Consider the following 15,897-nt stretch of genomic DNA (forward strand, 5'->3'; position numbering starts at 1 on the left):
TCAGACGGCGGCGGCGACGCTGGCCTGACGGGCTTTGTGCACCGCGCGCTGGTCGAGCTGTTCGAGCACGCCCTGCCACAGCAGCGTACGGGCGACCAGGGCATCGCGCGCGCTGTGCACCAGTTCCTGCTGCTGCTCCGGCTGGTCGACGATCTCGGCGATGATCCGCTTGGCGGCCGGGCCGTGGTCGTCGCCGTCCATCTCGATGTGGCGCTTGAGGTAGTAGGTCAGCATCGGCACGTTGGACTCGTCGATCGCCCATTGCTCGAGCAGGCGGCCGAACATGTCGGGGATGATGTCTTCGCGGCCGAAGAAGAAATACGCCAGCACCTGCACGGTCGAGCCATTCAGGGCCACATCGAGGGTCTTGCTGACGAACACCCGGGCCGGTGCTGGAATGTCGGCGCTGTCCAGGGCATGGGCCAGGGAGGTGCCGGCTTGCAGCAGGGCCTGGAAGTGGCGGAACGGCCCGGTGTCGGCGCCGATCTCGTCCATGGCCTGCAGGTACAGCTCCAGGTGGCTGATGAAGCCGCCGCCCGGGCGCTCGTCGGTTTCCTCGCCGGTGACGATCTCGTTGATCAGGCGCGCGGCCAGGGTGTGGCGCGGTGGCAGCCAGGGCAGGTCGACGCAGGTCAGGTCGCGCTGGATGCGCTTGAGCAGGGTCATGAAGTCCCAGACGGCGAACACGTGGTTCTCCATCAGCAGGCGGACATCCTCCACCGTGCTGATGCGGGCGAACAAGGGGTGTTCCAGCAGGGTGCGGCGTTCGTGCTGGATCAGGTTATCGACTTCGAAGGACATACTCGGCTCCATGAGTGTGATTGTTGTGTGTTGGGGCATTTCAGTGTTCTTGTGGGGCCTGCTCGGCAACCGTCTGCCAGGTGCCGGAGTAGGGGAAGCGCGCCTGGCAATAGCGCAAGGCGCCGAAAAAGCGGGGCTCGAGCAGCGCCCGGCGGCCGTCGTACCAACCGCTGGCCAACAACTGCCGGTGCAGCCGCGGCAGGCGCCAGCACGGCACCCGCGGGTACAGGTGATGCTCCAGGTGGAAGTTCGAGCCCAGGTGCAGCAGGGTGCTCAGCAAATCGGTGCGCGAACGGGCGACCGGCTGCTCGACACCGACGTCGAAGGCGTGCTCCTGATAGGCGTTGAGCGCCGACACCAGCAAGGCAACCAGCAGGCAGGCCAGCAGCGCCGGCAACAGCACCGGCCAGCGCATCACCAGCCACAGCCAGAACAGCGGCCACAGCACCTGGCAGGCGAGGTTGAACCTGGCCAGCAGGCGGATCTGCCCGGCCGGCAGCGGCAGCGTGCCTTCGACCTCGGCGCCGGGCAGGGCCAGGCGCAGGGTCTGCAGCAGATAGCGCGCGGTGGCATGCAGGCGCGACACCAGCAGCCGGGTCACGGCCAGCCGGTAGCGACGCAGCAGACGCCAGTCCGGGTCGTCGGGGCCACCGTTGTGGCGGTGATGCTGCCAGTGGTCGACGAAGTAGCCGGTGGCGCAGAAACCGCACAGCAGCGAGCTCAGCAGCACCGCCAGCAGGCAACTGAGCAGGCGGTTGTGGCTGAGGTTGAAGTGCAACCCCTCGTGCCCGAGGATGCCTTGCACGAACAGGCCGTAGCCGGCCGGCAACAGCAGCGGCCAGGCCAGCAGCCACGCCCAGGGCGCCTGTTCGGCGGCCACCACGAACAAGGCCAGGGGCACGCCGAACAGCAGCAGTGCGTAGCCGATCACCAACGCCGATTCCAGTGCCGATGGCGTGAGCAAGCGGCGGTCCGGGCGCAAGGCGGGCTTGTCCAGCGGCAGGTGCTTCATCGCCCGGGCCTCAGTCGATCAGTTCAGGCTTGAGCGCCAGTTGCCCGGCCTTGCTCAGGCTGCGCAGGCGCAGGCCGATGAAGGCGTCGACCAGGCTCGGCAACCAGCGCGCGGTGTACATCGCCACGCTACCGAGGAAGGTCAGGCCACGGTTGCGCAGGCCGCGCTTGACGCAGGCCCGCAGCAGCCCGTTGCTGGCGTCGTCGAGCTTTTCCTCCAGCGACAGCAGCACGCGGTCGCCGCGCTTGAAGCTGACCAGGCGCTTGACCGACAAGCCCACCCGTTCGGCCGGGTCGTGGATGGCGGTGTCGATGAAGCCGGGGAACACCGTGACCACGTCCAGCTGCCCCGGGTACTGCATGCGCAGCACGTCGGAGTAGGCGCTCATGGCGCGCTTGCTGGTGGCATAGGCGGCCACATAGGGCGCGTTGACCAGGGCGAACAGCGAGGACACGTTGACCACCTTGCCGCGGGTGCGCAGCAGCGCCGGCAGGAACCGCGCGGTCAACTGCCAGGGCGCCAGCAGGTTGATCTCCAGGGCACGGCGCACGTCATCGTTGACCCCGGTCTCGCCGCGCTCGAGGGTGAGCACGCCGGCGTTGTTCACCAGGATGTCGATGTCGCCGAAACGGTCCTGGATCGCGTCGACCGTCTCGTTCACCCGGGCCTGGTCGCACAGGTCGAGCTGGTAGTAGGCGTCGAAGTCGACGGCGGCCTGGGGTTCGAGGCGATCGATGCCGATCACCGTGGCGCCCTGGCGCTTGAGTTTGCGCGCTGTGTGCAGGCCGAGGCCGCGTGCCGCGCCGGTCATGACGACGATCTTGTTGTGCAGGTTCACGCGTTGGCTCCCTTGGCGATGCTGAAGGTGGCGGTGTGCAGGTAGTGGTCGAGGTTGGCCGACATGCTGAAGCGCCCCGGCGGGTGGAATTGCAGGCCACGGGTGCTGTTCAGCCAGTTGCTGGTGTCGTTGCTGCGGATGAACGCCAGGCCTCCCAGCATCTGCTGGGCCAGGTCCGAGGCCCGGGCCAGCTGTTGCTCGATGCCGTAGCGGGTCAGCAGCAGGCGCGCCAGCAGGTCGTCCGCACCGTCGTCCAGGTGCTCGACTTCATGGGCCAGGCCCTCGACGGCGCTCAGGCACAGTTGCAGCTGGCTGGCCAGTTCGACACGCTGCAGGTCGTTCCAGCGTCGCTCGCCGACCACGGTCTCGGCCATCCCCAGGCAAGCGCCCAGGTAGGTGGCGCAGATCAGCAGCTCGAACCAGACGAAGCCGATGGTCTGCACTTCGCCCAGCTGCGCCTTGAGCCCGGCCGAGAAGATCATCTTGTCGCTGACATAGACGTCCTCCAGGCGCAGCTCCAGGCTCTGGGCCCCGGCCAGCGCGCTGTTGGCCCAGAACGGGTGACGGCTCATGCCCGGTGCCGCTGCTGGAATCAAGGCGATCATCAGCTCTTCGCCCTGTTCGGTGTCACGGCTGAAGCTGGCGGTCAGCAGGTCCATGGAGCTGGCCAGGCTGCAGGGTTGCTTGCTGCCGTTGAGGCGCACGCCGTCGGCCAGGCGCACCGCTTCCATGCCGGCGTCGAGGATGCCGCCCCCCGGCACGCCCTCGGCGAAGCCTGAGGCTACCAGCAGGCGCTGCTGGGCGATGGCCGACAACAGCAAGCCTTCGGCGCCCGCGCCCTTGGCCGCCACGGCGACCAGGCTGGCGACGGAGAACTGGTGCATGGTGCTGGCGATCGCCAGCGAGGGCGACAGGGCGCCGATGGCCACCTGCACCTGTACCGCCTCGAGCGCCGTGGCACCCAGGCCGCCAGCCGCCTTGGGCACCAGCAGGCCCACCGGGCCGGTGCGCTTGAACCAGTCCACGACCGGACTGCCATGGGCTTCGCGCTGGTCGAAGGGCAGCTCCGCCAGCAAGCGGGCGAAGCCGGGGGCGAAGTGTTCCAGGGTCTGCCTGGAGCGCTGTAGCAATGACAAGGGCATTACATCAATCCTTGATCTGACTGTTCGGGAACAGGCCATTGATGATGGCGCTGATGTTGTCGCGGATCGCCTGGCGGGCCACCGGGTCGAGCATGTCGGCGAGCATCGGCATGCCCAGGTCGAAGCAGGAGTGGAAGGCGATGCTGGCGCCCTCGGGTGCTTCGCTGACCTGCCAGTACCCCGAGAAGTGGTCGATGTCGCCGGCGGTCTGGCGGAAGTGGATATGCAGGTTGGCGGGGTCGAAGACATCGCGCTCCTGCCACTTGAGAATGCCGCTGTGGAAGTTCACCTCCCAATTGCTGAGCACCTGGTTGTCGTCGATCGATTCGATCTCGATGTTGCGCACCGACTCGCACAGTTGCGGGTACAGGCTGAAGTTGCTGATGGCGGCATACACCTGTTCGGCGCTCTGGCTGGGAACGTAGGCGTTAAGGCTGACTTCTTTCATGTCGCTCTCCTTATTGGGTGAAAGTGCGGGCGAGGGCGGTGGCGAGGCCGTCCAGCAGCCAGGCCACATCGCTGTCGCTGTACAGCGCGGGTGGCGTGAGGCGGATCACCCGGTGATCGTTGAGCGAGTGATTGACGACGATGCGCTGGTCGATCAGGTGCATGACCATGTTGGCGGCCAGCCCCGCGTCGGCGAACTCCAGCCCCAGCAGCAGGCCGGCGCAGCGCAAGCGCACCTGGTCGGCGCGGGGTTGTTCGCGCAGCACGGCTTGCAGGCCGCTTTGCACCTGCTGGCCCAGGGCTTCGGCCCGTTCCACCAGGCCGTCGCGCTGCATGACCTGCAGCGTGGCCAGCACCGCGGCCATGGCCAGTGGGTTGGCGCCGAAGGTGGTGGTGTGCATCAACGGGTTGCGGTTGAGCGGCGCCTGGATGTCGGGGGTGCAGACCATGGCGCTGACCGGCACGCAGCCGCCGGACAGGCTCTTGCCCACCAGCAGGATGTCGGGCACCACGCCTTCGTGGTCGCAGGCCCACCAGCGCCCGGTGCGGCCCAGGCCCGACTGGATCTCGTCGGCGATCAGCACCGCGTTGTGGCGGTCGCACAGCTCGCGCACCTGGCGCAGGTAACCGGGCGGCGGCAGGATCACACCGGCTTCGGCCTGCACCGGCTCGAGGATCACGCAGGCCCGATCTGGCAGGGCTTCGAGGGTGTGGCGCAGCGCCTCGATATCGCCGAACGGCACGAACTGGCTCTCGCCAAGACGGTTGGCGAACGGCGAGCGATAGAGCTCCCGGCCGGTCACCGCCAGCGCGCCCAAGGTCTTGCCGTGGTAGCCGCCGACGGTCGAGACCACGTGCTTGCAGTCGTTGAGCCAGGCCAGCTTGAGCGCCGCCTCGGTGGCCTCGGTGCCGGAGCTGCAGAAATACACGTACTGCAAGTCGCCGGGGCAGACCGCGGCCAGTGCCGCGGCGGCCTGGGCCTGGTAGGGGTTGAGCAGCAGCTTGCTGGCCAGCGGATGGCTGTGCAGCTGGTGGCTGACCCGTTCGAGTACGTCGGGGTGCCCATGGCCCAGCAGGAACACGCCATAGCCACCGGCGTCCAGGTAACGATTGCCCTGGCTGTCGAACAGGTACACCCCGGCGCTCGAGGCCTCGATCGGCAGGTTCATCATCGAGGCCAGGCGGGCGTAGCCGGCGTTGACGTGGTCACGGTACTGCTGCTGGATCAGCGCCGTGTCGAAGACATCGGGCATTGTGCTGAAGCTGTTCATCGTGCTCAGGCCTCCAGGGCGACGTCGGCGCGGCGTTGCGCCGGGGTGGGCACTTTCAGCATGCGTTGCATGGCCGAGAGCTTGGGCGACAGGCGGGCGAGGGTGAGCGCCAGCTCTTCGCGCGGCGAGCGTTGCGCCAGGCGCCTGGCCGGCAGCAGCTCTGCCAGTGAGCTGGGCAGTGGCTGCAGCAGGCTGGCGTAGCGGCATAGCTGGGTGGCCCGGCCGAGGGCCGCGCGGATGTTTTCCTCAAGCGCAGGCAGGAACACCGGGCGTACCAGGCGCTCGTAGATGTCGGGGTTCATGCAGCGCGGGCGCTGGAACGGCTTGCCTTGCTGGTCCATCTCCAGGCACATCAGGTCCAGCAGCGTGCGGATGTCCAGTGCCTGCGGGCCGTTGCTGAGGAAGTAGTCGTCGCCGATCAGGCGCTGGTCCAGCGCGCTGACGATGGCCGCGGCGGCGACGTCGCGGGCGATCACGTCGACCCGACCATTCTCGGGGCACGGGATGATCGGCAGGTAGCCCGACATCATCAGCCCCATGGTCAGGTGGAACCCTTGCAGGATCGGCATGTGGCCGGTCTGGCTGTCGCCGATGATGATCGATGGGCGGAAGATCGACACCGGGACACCGGCTTCGCGCACCAGGGTCTCGGCCTGGCGCTTGACGATCTCGTAGGGCGTCGAGGGCATCACGCCGGCGTGGTAGTCGCATGGGTGGGTGAACGCGGTGCTGATGTGGTAGAGCGGCACCTGGGCGTCGCGCACCAACTGCAGCACCTGCTCGGTACCCTGGTAGTTGACCGAGAACACGGCTTCGGCGTGGCCGTCCAGGCGGGTGATGGCGGCGCTGTGGATCACCCAGTCGATGCGTGGCAGCAGGGCCAGGTAGTCGGCGGCGCTCAGGCCCAGGCGTGGCTGGCAGATATCGCCGCGCAGGGTTTCGACGCCGGGGTGGCGAATCGCGCTGCGCCGGGTCAGGCAAATCAGGTCGTAGCGCTCGGCCAGTTGGTCAATCAAGGTATCGCCCAGTACGCCGGCACCGCCGGTAAGGAAAACAGTCATCCGTGAGGGGCCGGACATGTGCTTGCACTCCTTGCTCGCAGAAAGTGGGTGAAATGGCAGTTTTCATGGGCGGCCGCTTGCACGCCTGTGCAAGCGACCACGTGATCGAAACGAAGAAAAAAGCCGGCCTGGGCCGGCGGCAATGCCTGCGCTAGGAAGTGGAGATCCCGGTCAGCGGAGGTCGGAAGGGATGATGGCGTTTCACTACTGCTGATTCTTGAACGAATCGCTCGTATTGCGCAGCACCATGGCGACGCGGCTGGGCGACATCCCGACCATGCGCCGCATCATGCGGGTGAGGTGGGCCTGGTCGGCGAAACCGCCGGCCATGGCCGCGTCAGTGAGGCTGGCATCGTGGGCGAGGGCGTGGCAGGCACGTTCGAGCTTGCGCCAGATGATCCATTGCGAGAGCGGCACGCCCATATGGCGGGTGGCGAAGAAGCGCAGGCGCGGGCTGGAAAGGCCGACGGCACTGGCCGCGCGGGAGATCGCGCCGATCCCCGCGCAATCGTCGCGCAACAGGTGCAGGGCATTGGAGAGCCGAGGGTCGAAGGCATCGTCGGTCACCAGCAGGCGCTCCAGGGTTTCGACCACCTCCTGGAAGCTGTCGGCTTGGCGGATGCAGTTGACGATCTCGGCGCTGGCCACTGCCGTGCCGCTGGTGTCGACCAGGGCATTCAGCGCCCGGCCCAGCGGGGCGTCGGGATAGAGGTAGAGGAATGCGATGCGGTCGGGGCTGGGCAGCGAGCGGTGGTCGACGAAGGGGCCGATGATCACCCCGGCGCCGGTCAGCGCGCGGTCGGCGAGCTCCACGGTGATATCACCGCGCAGGCCGATACAGAGCTGGATGGCGACGTGGGCATGGGCGCTGGTCTGGTCGGCCGTGCCGGTATAGCCCAGCCAGTAGTCACCGAAAGTCACCTCGCCATCCCATCTCATCGCACGTCCCTGAAGCCCGTCCCTGACAGGCTGGCCGTCCCTCGGCCAGCCGCTGAATCGCCGGCCATGATAACGGTCTGATATATGTCGGTCGATACAATTCGCAACATATAATCATTTGCACTGACGCCAGCCGTTTCAGTACTTGAACTTCTAGGACTTTTGTCGCTCTCATGCCGGTAGCCATTGGTCGTGGCCGCCTGATAAGCTCGCGGCTTTACCCTGATTGCCCCTATGGCGCATGAACAAGGAAATAGCATGAAACAGCATCGTTTGGCGGCTGCGGTTGCCCTGGTAGGCCTGGTCCTGGCCGGTTGCGACGCCCAGACCAGCAGCGTCGAGCTGAAGACTCCGGCACAGAAAGCCTCCTACGGTATCGGCCTGAACATGGGCAAGAGCCTGGCTCAGGAAGGCATGGACGACCTGGACTCCAAAGCCGTCGCCCAAGGTATCGAAGACGCTGTCGGCAAGAAAGAACAGCGCCTGAAAGATGAAGAGCTGGTCGAGGCCTTCAGCGCCCTGCAGAAGCGCGCCGAAGAGCGCCTGGCCAAGGCCAGCGAGGAAGCGGCCGCCAGCGGCAAGAAATTCCTCGAGGAAAACGCCAAGAAACCAGGTGTGGTCACCACCGCTTCCGGCCTGCAGTACGAAGTGGTCAAGAAGGCCGACGGCCCGCAGCCCAAACCAACCGACGTGGTCACTGTCCACTACGAAGGCAAGCTGATCGATGGCAAGGTGTTCGACAGCTCCGTCGAGCGCGGCAGCCCGATCGACCTGCCGGTCAGCGGCGTGATCCCGGGCTGGGTCGAAGGCCTGCAACTGATGCACGTCGGCGAGAAGTACAAGCTGTACATCCCGGCTGAACTGGCTTATGGCGCCCAGAGCCCGAGCCCGCTGATCCCGGCCAACTCGGTCCTGGTATTCGACCTGGAACTGCTGGGCATCAAGGACCTGAGCAAGGCTGAAGTCGAAGAAGCGCCCGCCAAGTAAACCCTGGCTTGCTTCCCCCTGGCGCCCCGTTTCGACGGGGCGTCGTCGTTTTCAGGGGCGCTTGACGCGAACGGATGGCCTGCGCCACTGTCGCAACCTATGCTGGCGCGCGAACACGGGTGTGGTTGTCGCAAAACGTTTGCGTCATTGAAACGACTGTGTAAAAAACGCCCGATTCGTGCCCGGCCCTTGGCTGACGGGCACCTTGTGCCGTGAAGGCGACCCTGTTCACAAGGTTATCCACAATTTTTGTGGATAACCTTCCTGGCTCCTCTGGAGGTATCATGAGCGCACCCTGGAATTTTGCCCGCTTCCTGCCCTTGGCCGAGCGCCTGCTCAGCCGCGGGCGCTTGCCGGCGCTGCTGTTCGCCGTGGCCCGCAAGGGCCCCAAGCTGGGGCAACTGCGTGAGGATGTGCGGCTGATGCAGGCGCTGTGCCTGGCCTGGTGGCGTGGCGAGTACCGTGCGGTGAGCCCCAAGGCGCTGGTCACCATCGTCGCCGGGCTGTTGTACTTCGTCAGCCCGCTGGACGCGATCCCCGACTGGTTGCTCGGTGTCGGTCTGCTCGACGACATCGCCGTGCTGGGCTGGGTGCTCAAGACCGTCGCCGACGAGCTGGGCCGCTTCAAGGCCTGGCGCGACAGCCAGGCCCCGGAGAAACTGCGTGTGGTCGAGCGCCTGCCGGATACCCCTGAAGCCCTGCGCCTGGAACGACCTGGCAACTGAGTTCACCGGATCCCCGAGGTTGGTAATATAATTGGCATAAGCGTTATGCCTACGGATTACATGCCGTGATCCAACGTCAAGGGGGTTGTTATGGGTATTCAGGTCATCAGCCGGGACGGTCAGCCCGAGTACGCCGTCGTGCCCTGGGAGCAATACCAGGCGCTGCTCGCGGCCGCAGGCCAGGCACCTGCCAACGCATCAAGCTCCACCGACAACATCGAAAGCACACCTCAAAACGCCAGCTTGTCTTCATTGGACCAGCTGGCGTCGTTGCGTCAGGCCAAAGGCCTGGCACCAGAACAGCTGGCGCGCACGGTCGGCATCAGCCCGGCTTATCTGGCCATGATCGAGGCCGGCGAGCGTCGCCCGGATGCGGCGATCCTGCGCAGCCTGGCCTGGCACCTGGGCGTGGCGGGCTGGAGCGAACCGTCATGAGCCAGGTCAGGATCAGCCGTCAGCAATGGGAGAACCTGTTGACCGAGCTCGACCTGGCCCGCCGTCAACGCCACCTGCTCACCTACCGGGCGCTGCTTGAGCGTCTGCAGTTACCCAGCCCGGCCATGCAGACCCTGACCGCCGCCCTGGAGTATCTCGCCGTGCTCGATGCCCGCGCCGAGCAGCCCTTGCGCAGCTCGCTGGTGATCAGCCAGGGCGCCAGCCGCCTGCCGCGTACCGGGTTCTTCGAGTGCGTCGAGCGGCTGGGGCGGTTCTCGGGGCCGGTGGATGGCATGGAGGCGGCGTCCTGGCATGCCTCGGAAGTGGTGCGGGTGTTCGAGTACCGCTATCCGGAAGCCGAACGGGCCTGATGTTCATACCAACACACCACTGTAGGAGCGGCTTCAGCCGCGATGCAGGCAACGCGTTACCTGGCACCCGTTTCGCGGGTGATCGCGGCTAAAGCCGCTCCTGCAGTGTGGTATCAATCAGGCTCAGGCTCGACCCGAGGGTATCCTTGGCCTGGCGCTTGGCCTGGGAGGCCAGTTCCGCCAATTGCCCGGCATCCAGTTCAAGGCTGCTCCCGGCCGCCAGCCACACCACCCCGATCGAGAGCGACAGCAACGCAAAGGTCTCGCGCTGGCCCTGGCGGTTGTGCGAGGTGAAACACCCCGCCTCCAGGTGCTCGCTGCGGTAGAAGCGCCGACACTGCCGGGCAAAGGCTTCCAGCAGCAGTTGCAGGCGCGTGCGCCAGTCGCTGGACCCCAGCACCAGCATGAAATCGTCCCCGCCGATATGCCCGACGAAGTCGCGGCTCGGATCCACGCAATCGTTCAGGCACTGGGCCAGGCACAGCAGCACTTCATCGCCCCGGGCGTAGCCGTAGATGTCGTTGAACGGTTTGAAACTGTCGATATCGACGTAGCACACCGCCGCCTCGCGCCGCTGTTCCAGCAGGCGGGCCAGGCACTGCTGGATCGGCACGTTGCCCGGCAGGAGGGTCAGCGGGTTGGCATGCCGGGCCTGCTGGAGCTTCTGCTCGGTGATCAGTTTGAGTACGTCGATCACCCGCCCCAGCCCCTGGTAACGGCCGCTCTGGGTGATGATGAAATCTTCCTCGATACGCTGGCGGGCTCGGCTGGTGAGCAGTCGGCTGACCTGTTGCAGCGATTGGCCGCGCTCGACGGCCAGGTAGTCCTGGCTCATCAGCCGGCTGATCGGCTTGCGCGCGAACAGGTCGGTGCCGAAGGGCTTGAGCAGGGCATCGGCCAGCGAATGGCGATGCACGATGCCACACGGTTTGCCGCGCTCGTCCAGCACCGCCAGGGAGTTCAGGTTGGCTTGCCGGCGAAAGGCTTCGAGCACGTGCTGCGTGGCGGTGTCGAGGGTCACCGCCGGTTGCTCGATGAGCAGGGCGCTGAGGTCGTGGCTGTCTTCGCCCAGGGCCACGCCGGTACCCGGCGCCTGGGGCAGCAGGGTGAGGGTATCGCGGTGTGGAAACTCCTGGGGACGGCCAAGCAGGTAGCCCTGCACCAGGTCGACGCCCATCTCGCCGAGTACCGCCAGTTCATCTTTCAGCTCGATACCTTCGGCGATCACCTGGGCGCGGGAAGCGCGGGCGATCTGCAGGATGGAGCCGACGAACTCGCGCTTGAGCGGGTCCAGGTGAATACCGTCGATGAAATGGCGGTCGATCTTCACGTAGTCGGGGCGCAGTTCCGACCACAGGCGCAGGCTCGAATAGCCCGCTCCAAGGTCGTCCAGGGCAATGGAAAAACCCATGTCACGGTAGTGGTGCAGGGCGTTGTACAGCAACTGGAAGTCTTCGGTGGGGGTCTGTTCGGTCAGCTCGATGACCACGCGGCTGGGCGGCAGGCCGACCTGTTCGAGCATCTTCAGGGTGCGCCCGGACGGGTGGTGGGGTTCGAGCAGCGATTCCGGCGAGATGTTGAGGAACAGCTTGCCTTCCAGGCCCTGCTCGCTGAAACGGCGGCAGGCGCTTTCCCGGCACAGCACTTCCAGCTCGCTCAGGCGCCCGGCCTGGCGGGCGATGGCGAACAGGTTCAACGGTGAGTGCAACGGGCTGTTGGACGGGCCGCGGCTGAGGGCCTCGTAACCGAGGATGCGGCGTTCGGACAGGCAGACGATGGGTTGGAACAGGCTGTGGACGCTGCGTTGAGCCAGGATGGCGCTCAATGCGCTGAGCTGTTCGGTGACGGTCATGGACTGCTTCCTGAATGAAAAAAGGCCGGACGCTTGCACGTCCGGCCCTTCTATTTCACGACAGCCCGATGACTGTTTGATGACAGGTCACATTATTTTGCCATCACTTCAGTGCTTGGCCACCGAAGTGCTCAGGCCCAGGTAGTCGAGCAGGATGCGGCCTGTCTCGGAGAGGTAGGCGTCGTCCTCGGGCTTGGTGTCTTCCGGCTCGGCCGGCAGCGCATCCTCGTCTTCCTTCTTCAGCTCCTTGAGCGGCTCCTCGCCCTTGGCCTTGCGACGAATGTTCTCAAGGGCCAACTGCTTGGCCTCGATCTCGTCGTGGCGGGCGCGACGCTCCTGCTCGTTGAGGCTGACGGTCTTCTCGTTCATCAGCTTCTGGGTCAATGCCAGGCGGTCGCGGATGTAGACGAACTCGGCGTCCTTGTCGCTGCGTGCGTCATGCTGCGCCTTGAGCTGGGCCAGGAACGGCTTGAACGGGTCAGAGGCCGGCTTGACCACCGGGCGAATAGTGTCCCAGGGCATGGCTTCAGGCAGCGCGCTTTCGCCGATTTCCTTCGTATCGATGATCGATGGGTAGGCGATGTCCGGCAGCACGCCCTGGTGCTGGGTGCTCTGCCCGGAAACCCGGTAGAACTTGGCCAGGGTGAGCTTGAGCTCGCCGTGGTTGAGCGGCTGGATGGTTTGCACGGTGCCCTTGCCGAAGGTCTGGCCACCGATGATCAGCGCGCGGTGGTAGTCCTGCATGGCACCGGCGAAGATCTCCGAGGCGGACGCCGAGAGGCGGTTGACCAGCAGCGCCAGCGGGCCTTTGTAGAAGGCGCCGGGGTTCTCGTCCTCGAGCACGTCGACACGGCCGTCAGCATTGCGCACCAGCACGGTCGGGCCTTTCTCGATGAACAGGCTGGTCAGTTCGGTGGCTTCCTGCAGCGAGCCGCCACCGTTGTTGCGCAGGTCGATGACCACGCCGTCGACTTTTTCCTTCTGCAGTTCGGTCAGCAGTTTCTTCACGTCGCGGGTGGTGCTCTTGTAGTCCGGGTCACCCGCGCGGTAGGCCTTGAAGTCCAGGTAGAAGGCCGGGATCTCGATGATCCCCAGCTTGTAGTCGCGGCCGTCCTGCTTGAGCTTGAGCACCGACTTTTTCGCCGCCTGCTCCTCGAGCTTCACGGCTTCGCGGGTGATTGCGACGATCTTGCTGGTCTGGTCGTTCGGTGCGTTGCTGGCCGGGATGACCTCCAGGCGCACCACCGAACCTTTCGGGCCGCGGATCAGCTTGACCACTTCGTCCAGGCGCCAGCCGACCACGTCTACCATTTCCTTGTTGCCCTGGGCGACGCCGATGATCTTGTCGGCGGGGGCGACCTGTTTGGTTTTCGCCGCCGGGCCAGCCGGCACCAGGCGCACGATCTTGACCTGGTCGTTGTCGCTTTGCAGCACCGCGCCGATGCCTTCGAGCGACAGGCTCATGTTGATGTCGAAGTTCTCGGCGTTGTCCGGCGACAGGTAGTTGGTGTGCGGGTCGTAGGATTGGGCGAAGGTGTTGATGTAGGCCTGGAAGATGTCTTCGGCACGGGTCTGGTCCAGGCGCGACAGCTGGTTCTTGTAGCGCTTGGTGAGGGTTTCCTGGACCTGCTTGAGCTCCTTGCCGGAGATCTTCTGGCGCAGTACCTCGTCCTTGACGCGTTTGCGCCACAGGTCGTCGAGCTCGGCCTGGTTCTTCATCCACGGGGCGTCCTTGCGGTCGACCAGCAGGTCTTCCTTCACCGTGAAGTCGATCTTGTCGACGCCTTTGTTCAGTTCGTTGAGGGCGAAGTCCAGACGCTGCTTCACGCGGTCCAGGTAGCGCTTGTAGATGGTGAAGCCGGGGTCGAGGTTGCCGCTCTTGAGGAAGTCGTCGAACTGGGTCTTCCACTTGTCGAATTCGGCGATATCCGCAGCGGTGAAGTAGCTGCGCGAAGGGTCGAGCAGCTTGATGTAGCTGTCATAGATGATGACCGAACGGGCGTCGTCCAGTGGCGGCTTGCTGTAGTGGTGGCGCTTGAGCAGTTCGACGATGTTGAGGCTGGCGACGACCTCGTCGCGGTCCGGCTGCAGGCTGTCCCACTTGTTGGCGGCGGCCGCATTGCCACCGAGCGCGAGGCTGCCGAGCCCGATCACCAGGGCGAGGGCGGTGCTGGGGAGGAAATGCTTCATGCTGATTCGACGTGGAGGCAATTGATCACGCATAGTAGGCCGTCTTTTCCGTTCGCCGGTTCCATGAAACCGGACGCATACTGCAAAAAGCCTGGGACGTGCTCGCCCAGGCTCAGTCATATGATTCAACTATGGAGGCACTGTGAAGGCATTGCAAGGCGTTGACGGACATGTGGCCTGGGTCGAGGCCGATCGTCCGGCCTGTGACGCGGGGCAGGTGCGTATTCGCGTGGCTGCCGCGGGGCTGAACCGCGCCGACCTGTTGCAGATGAAGGGGCTGTATCCGCCACCGCCAGGCGCCAGTCCGTACATGGGCCTGGAATGCGCCGGCGTGGTCGAGGAAGTCGGTGCCGGCGCTGACTGGCGCGTGGGTGACCGGGTGTGCGCGCTGCTGGCCAGCGGGGCCATGGCCGAGGAAGTGGTGGTCGATGCCCGCCATGTGCTGCCGGTGCCCGAGGGCCTGAGCCTGCACGAAGCGGCGGCGTTGCCCGAGGTGTATGCCACGGCCTGGTTGAACATCTTCCAGCTCGGTGGCCTGAAGGCCGGCGAGAAGGTGCTGGTGCATGCCGGGGCCAGTGGCGTGGGTTCGGCAGCGATCCAGCTGTGCAAGGCTTTCGGTAGCCCGGTGTGGGTCAGCGTGGGTTCGCCGGAGCGCCTGGCCTACTGCCAGGGCCTGGGCGCGGCGGGTGGCGTGGTGCGCAACGCCAACCTCGATGAACTGGAGCAACTCGGGCCGTTCGATGTGATCCTCGATCCGGTGGGTGCCGGTTACGGGCAGTTGAACCTCAAGGTGCTGGCCCGCGACGGGCGCTGGGTGATCATTGGTTTGATGGGCGGACGCAAGTTCGAGCTGGACCTGGCGCTGGTGCTGGGCAAGCGCCTGGAGATCACCGGGTCGACCCTGCGCAATCGGGACGACGGGTTCAAGGCCGAGTTGCTGCGCGAGCTGCAGCAGCAGGTGTGGCCATTGTTCAGTGAAGGGCGGTTGTCACCGCAGTTGGTCGATACCTATCCGGTTGAGTTCGCCCAGGCGGCGTATGCCGAGCTTGAGAGCAACCAGGTGTCGGGCAAGTTGGTCATGGTGATCGATCCGAGCCTGGCGTAAACAGGTCCGGCCTCTTCGCGGGCTTGCCCGCGAAAGGGCCGGAACTGGTGCAACAGATCTCAGGTCCAGCTCAGAATCGGCCAGCCATTGATTTCGGCATGTTCACGCAACACAGAATCCGGATTGACCACGTTCGGATAATCCACCTTCAGCAATAACGGCAAGTCGTTCCTTGAGTCGGAATAGAAACTCGCCCCCTCCAGGTTCTCCTGCTCCTGGTCCAGCCACGCCAGCAACCGAGTGATCTTGCCTTCACGGTAGGTCAACACACCGTGGGTCTTGCCGGTAAACACTCCGTTCACCGCCTCCAGTTCGATCGCCAGGTATTCATCCACGCCCAGGCGTGCCGCGATCGGCCCCACCAGGTGCGCGCCGCTCGCCGAGATGATCAGGATCCGGTCGCCACGCTTGCGGTGCTCGGCGATGCAGCGGCAGGCATCGCCATAGATGATCGGCTCGATCACATCCTCCACCCACGGCTCGACCAGGTGCTCGACCTCTTCCAGGGTGCGCCCGGCGATGGGCTCCAGGCTGAAGGCCATGTAGTCCTCCATGGCCAGGTGGCCCTTGCCGTAGGCCTCCATCAGCTCATGGTCGCGCTTGAGGAACGCCTTGCCGTCGACCCAGCCCAGCCGGGCCATCTGCGCGCTCCACAGCGACGCGCAGTCGCCATGGATGAGGGTTTCGTCCAGATCGAAAATTGCCAGTGCCATGCGTTGAT

The 15,897-nt window shown here is 65.4% G+C and carries 16 protein-coding genes; 5 read left to right on the plus strand and 11 right to left on the minus strand.

All coding sequences use genetic code 11. The features are described 5' to 3' along the window. From JYG34_RS06720 to JYG34_RS06755, 8 genes are all read right to left on the minus strand, one after another. A complete protein-coding gene (locus JYG34_RS06720) occupies nucleotides 1-801 on the minus strand; it encodes a DUF3050 domain-containing protein (protein WP_213659993.1) in 801 nt (266 codons plus the stop codon). A 40-nt stretch (nucleotides 802-841) separates the two neighbouring features. Further along, a complete protein-coding gene (locus JYG34_RS06725; RefSeq protein WP_213659994.1) occupies nucleotides 842-1,813 on the minus strand; it encodes a fatty acid desaturase in 972 nt (323 codons plus the stop codon). Between the two features lie 10 nt (nucleotides 1,814-1,823). Further along, the gene (locus tag JYG34_RS06730; RefSeq protein ID WP_213659995.1) at nucleotides 1,824-2,651 is read right to left on the minus strand and encodes an SDR family NAD(P)-dependent oxidoreductase; all 828 of its coding nucleotides are present in this window, start codon (nucleotides 2,649-2,651) and stop codon (nucleotides 1,824-1,826) included. Continuing rightward, entirely contained in the window at nucleotides 2,648-3,793 is a 1,146-nt protein-coding gene (locus JYG34_RS06735; protein WP_213659996.1) for an acyl-CoA dehydrogenase family protein, read from the minus strand. The genes JYG34_RS06730 and JYG34_RS06735 overlap by 4 nt, the downstream gene beginning before the upstream one ends. 4 nt (nucleotides 3,794-3,797) lie before the next feature. Next, nucleotides 3,798-4,241 (minus strand): type II toxin-antitoxin system RatA family toxin, encoded by a 444-nt coding sequence (locus JYG34_RS06740; protein ID WP_213659997.1) that lies wholly within the window; start codon nucleotides 4,239-4,241, stop codon nucleotides 3,798-3,800. Between the two features lie 10 nt (nucleotides 4,242-4,251). Next, nucleotides 4,252-5,511, minus strand: a complete 1,260-nt coding sequence (locus tag JYG34_RS06745) for an aspartate aminotransferase family protein (protein WP_249746222.1) — start codon at nucleotides 5,509-5,511, stop codon at nucleotides 4,252-4,254. A 5-nt stretch (nucleotides 5,512-5,516) separates the two neighbouring features. After that, a complete protein-coding gene (locus JYG34_RS06750) occupies nucleotides 5,517-6,572 on the minus strand; it encodes an SDR family oxidoreductase (protein WP_249746223.1) in 1,056 nt (351 codons plus the stop codon). A 204-nt stretch (nucleotides 6,573-6,776) separates the two neighbouring features. Next, a complete protein-coding gene (locus tag JYG34_RS06755) occupies nucleotides 6,777-7,511 on the minus strand; it encodes an AraC family transcriptional regulator (RefSeq protein WP_213659999.1) in 735 nt (244 codons plus the stop codon). Between the two features lie 258 nt (nucleotides 7,512-7,769). On the opposite strand from JYG34_RS06755, the gene JYG34_RS06760 reads away from it, so the two are divergent. From JYG34_RS06760 to JYG34_RS06775, 4 genes are all read left to right on the plus strand, one after another. Next, the gene (locus tag JYG34_RS06760) at nucleotides 7,770-8,498 is read left to right on the plus strand and encodes an FKBP-type peptidyl-prolyl cis-trans isomerase (RefSeq protein WP_011532713.1); all 729 of its coding nucleotides are present in this window, start codon (nucleotides 7,770-7,772) and stop codon (nucleotides 8,496-8,498) included. Between the two features lie 284 nt (nucleotides 8,499-8,782). Continuing rightward, complete coding sequence (locus tag JYG34_RS06765; RefSeq protein ID WP_011532714.1) at nucleotides 8,783-9,223, plus strand: YkvA family protein; 441 nt, start codon at nucleotides 8,783-8,785, stop codon at nucleotides 9,221-9,223. 90 nt (nucleotides 9,224-9,313) lie between these two features. After that, the gene (locus JYG34_RS06770; RefSeq protein WP_213660000.1) at nucleotides 9,314-9,658 is read left to right on the plus strand and encodes a helix-turn-helix domain-containing protein; all 345 of its coding nucleotides are present in this window, start codon (nucleotides 9,314-9,316) and stop codon (nucleotides 9,656-9,658) included. Next, entirely contained in the window at nucleotides 9,655-10,029 is a 375-nt protein-coding gene (locus JYG34_RS06775; protein ID WP_011532716.1) for a hypothetical protein, read from the plus strand. Before JYG34_RS06770 ends, JYG34_RS06775 begins: the two co-directional genes overlap by 4 nt. Before the next feature lie 88 nt (nucleotides 10,030-10,117). Here JYG34_RS06775 and JYG34_RS06780 read toward each other — a convergent pair whose 3' ends face one another. Beyond that, nucleotides 10,118-11,881 carry a bifunctional diguanylate cyclase/phosphodiesterase gene (locus JYG34_RS06780; RefSeq protein ID WP_213660001.1) on the minus strand — a complete coding sequence of 588 codons (1,764 nt, stop codon included), beginning with the start codon at nucleotides 11,879-11,881 and terminating at the stop codon, nucleotides 10,118-10,120. Nucleotides 11,882-11,989: 108 nt separating this feature from the next. Next, nucleotides 11,990-14,071 carry a carboxy terminal-processing peptidase gene (locus JYG34_RS06785; protein WP_213660002.1) on the minus strand — a complete coding sequence of 694 codons (2,082 nt, stop codon included), beginning with the start codon at nucleotides 14,069-14,071 and terminating at the stop codon, nucleotides 11,990-11,992. Between the two features lie 142 nt (nucleotides 14,072-14,213). Between JYG34_RS06785 and JYG34_RS06790 the strand changes: the two genes are divergently transcribed. Further along, nucleotides 14,214-15,176, plus strand: a complete 963-nt coding sequence (locus JYG34_RS06790) for an NAD(P)H-quinone oxidoreductase (RefSeq protein ID WP_213660003.1) — start codon at nucleotides 14,214-14,216, stop codon at nucleotides 15,174-15,176. A 59-nt stretch (nucleotides 15,177-15,235) separates the two neighbouring features. On the opposite strand, the gene JYG34_RS06795 is transcribed toward JYG34_RS06790, so the two are convergent. Further along, nucleotides 15,236-15,889 carry an HAD family hydrolase gene (locus JYG34_RS06795; RefSeq protein ID WP_213660004.1) on the minus strand — a complete coding sequence of 218 codons (654 nt, stop codon included), beginning with the start codon at nucleotides 15,887-15,889 and terminating at the stop codon, nucleotides 15,236-15,238. Nucleotides 15,890-15,897 lie beyond the last annotated feature (8 nt).

Source organism: Pseudomonas entomophila, assembly GCF_018417595.1.
GTDB classification, from domain to species: Bacteria; Pseudomonadota; Gammaproteobacteria; order Pseudomonadales; family Pseudomonadaceae; genus Aquipseudomonas; species Aquipseudomonas entomophila_C.

Coding starts and splice junctions, on each gene's coding strand:
- JYG34_RS06720 (WP_213659993.1), bottom strand. CDS start 801: ATGTCCTTCGAAGTCGATAACCTGATCCAGCACGAACGCCGCACCCTG.
- JYG34_RS06725 (WP_213659994.1), bottom strand. CDS start 1,813: ATGAAGCACCTGCCGCTGGACAAGCCCGCCTTGCGCCCGGACCGCCGC.
- JYG34_RS06735 (WP_213659996.1), bottom strand. CDS start 3,793: ATGCCCTTGTCATTGCTACAGCGCTCCAGGCAGACCCTGGAACACTTC.
- JYG34_RS06740 (WP_213659997.1), bottom strand. CDS start 4,241: ATGAAAGAAGTCAGCCTTAACGCCTACGTTCCCAGCCAGAGCGCCGAA.
- JYG34_RS06745 (WP_249746222.1), bottom strand. CDS start 5,511: ATGAACAGCTTCAGCACAATGCCCGATGTCTTCGACACGGCGCTGATC.
- JYG34_RS06750 (WP_249746223.1), bottom strand. CDS start 6,572: ATGACTGTTTTCCTTACCGGCGGTGCCGGCGTACTGGGCGATACCTTG.
- JYG34_RS06755 (WP_213659999.1), bottom strand. CDS start 7,511: ATGAGATGGGATGGCGAGGTGACTTTCGGTGACTACTGGCTGGGCTAT.
- JYG34_RS06760 (WP_011532713.1), top strand. CDS start 7,770: ATGAAACAGCATCGTTTGGCGGCTGCGGTTGCCCTGGTAGGCCTGGTC.
- JYG34_RS06765 (WP_011532714.1), top strand. CDS start 8,783: ATGAGCGCACCCTGGAATTTTGCCCGCTTCCTGCCCTTGGCCGAGCGC.
- JYG34_RS06770 (WP_213660000.1), top strand. CDS start 9,314: ATGGGTATTCAGGTCATCAGCCGGGACGGTCAGCCCGAGTACGCCGTC.
- JYG34_RS06775 (WP_011532716.1), top strand. CDS start 9,655: ATGAGCCAGGTCAGGATCAGCCGTCAGCAATGGGAGAACCTGTTGACC.
- JYG34_RS06780 (WP_213660001.1), bottom strand. CDS start 11,881: ATGACCGTCACCGAACAGCTCAGCGCATTGAGCGCCATCCTGGCTCAA.
- JYG34_RS06785 (WP_213660002.1), bottom strand. CDS start 14,071: ATGAAGCATTTCCTCCCCAGCACCGCCCTCGCCCTGGTGATCGGGCTC.
- JYG34_RS06795 (WP_213660004.1), bottom strand. CDS start 15,889: ATGGCACTGGCAATTTTCGATCTGGACGAAACCCTCATCCATGGCGAC.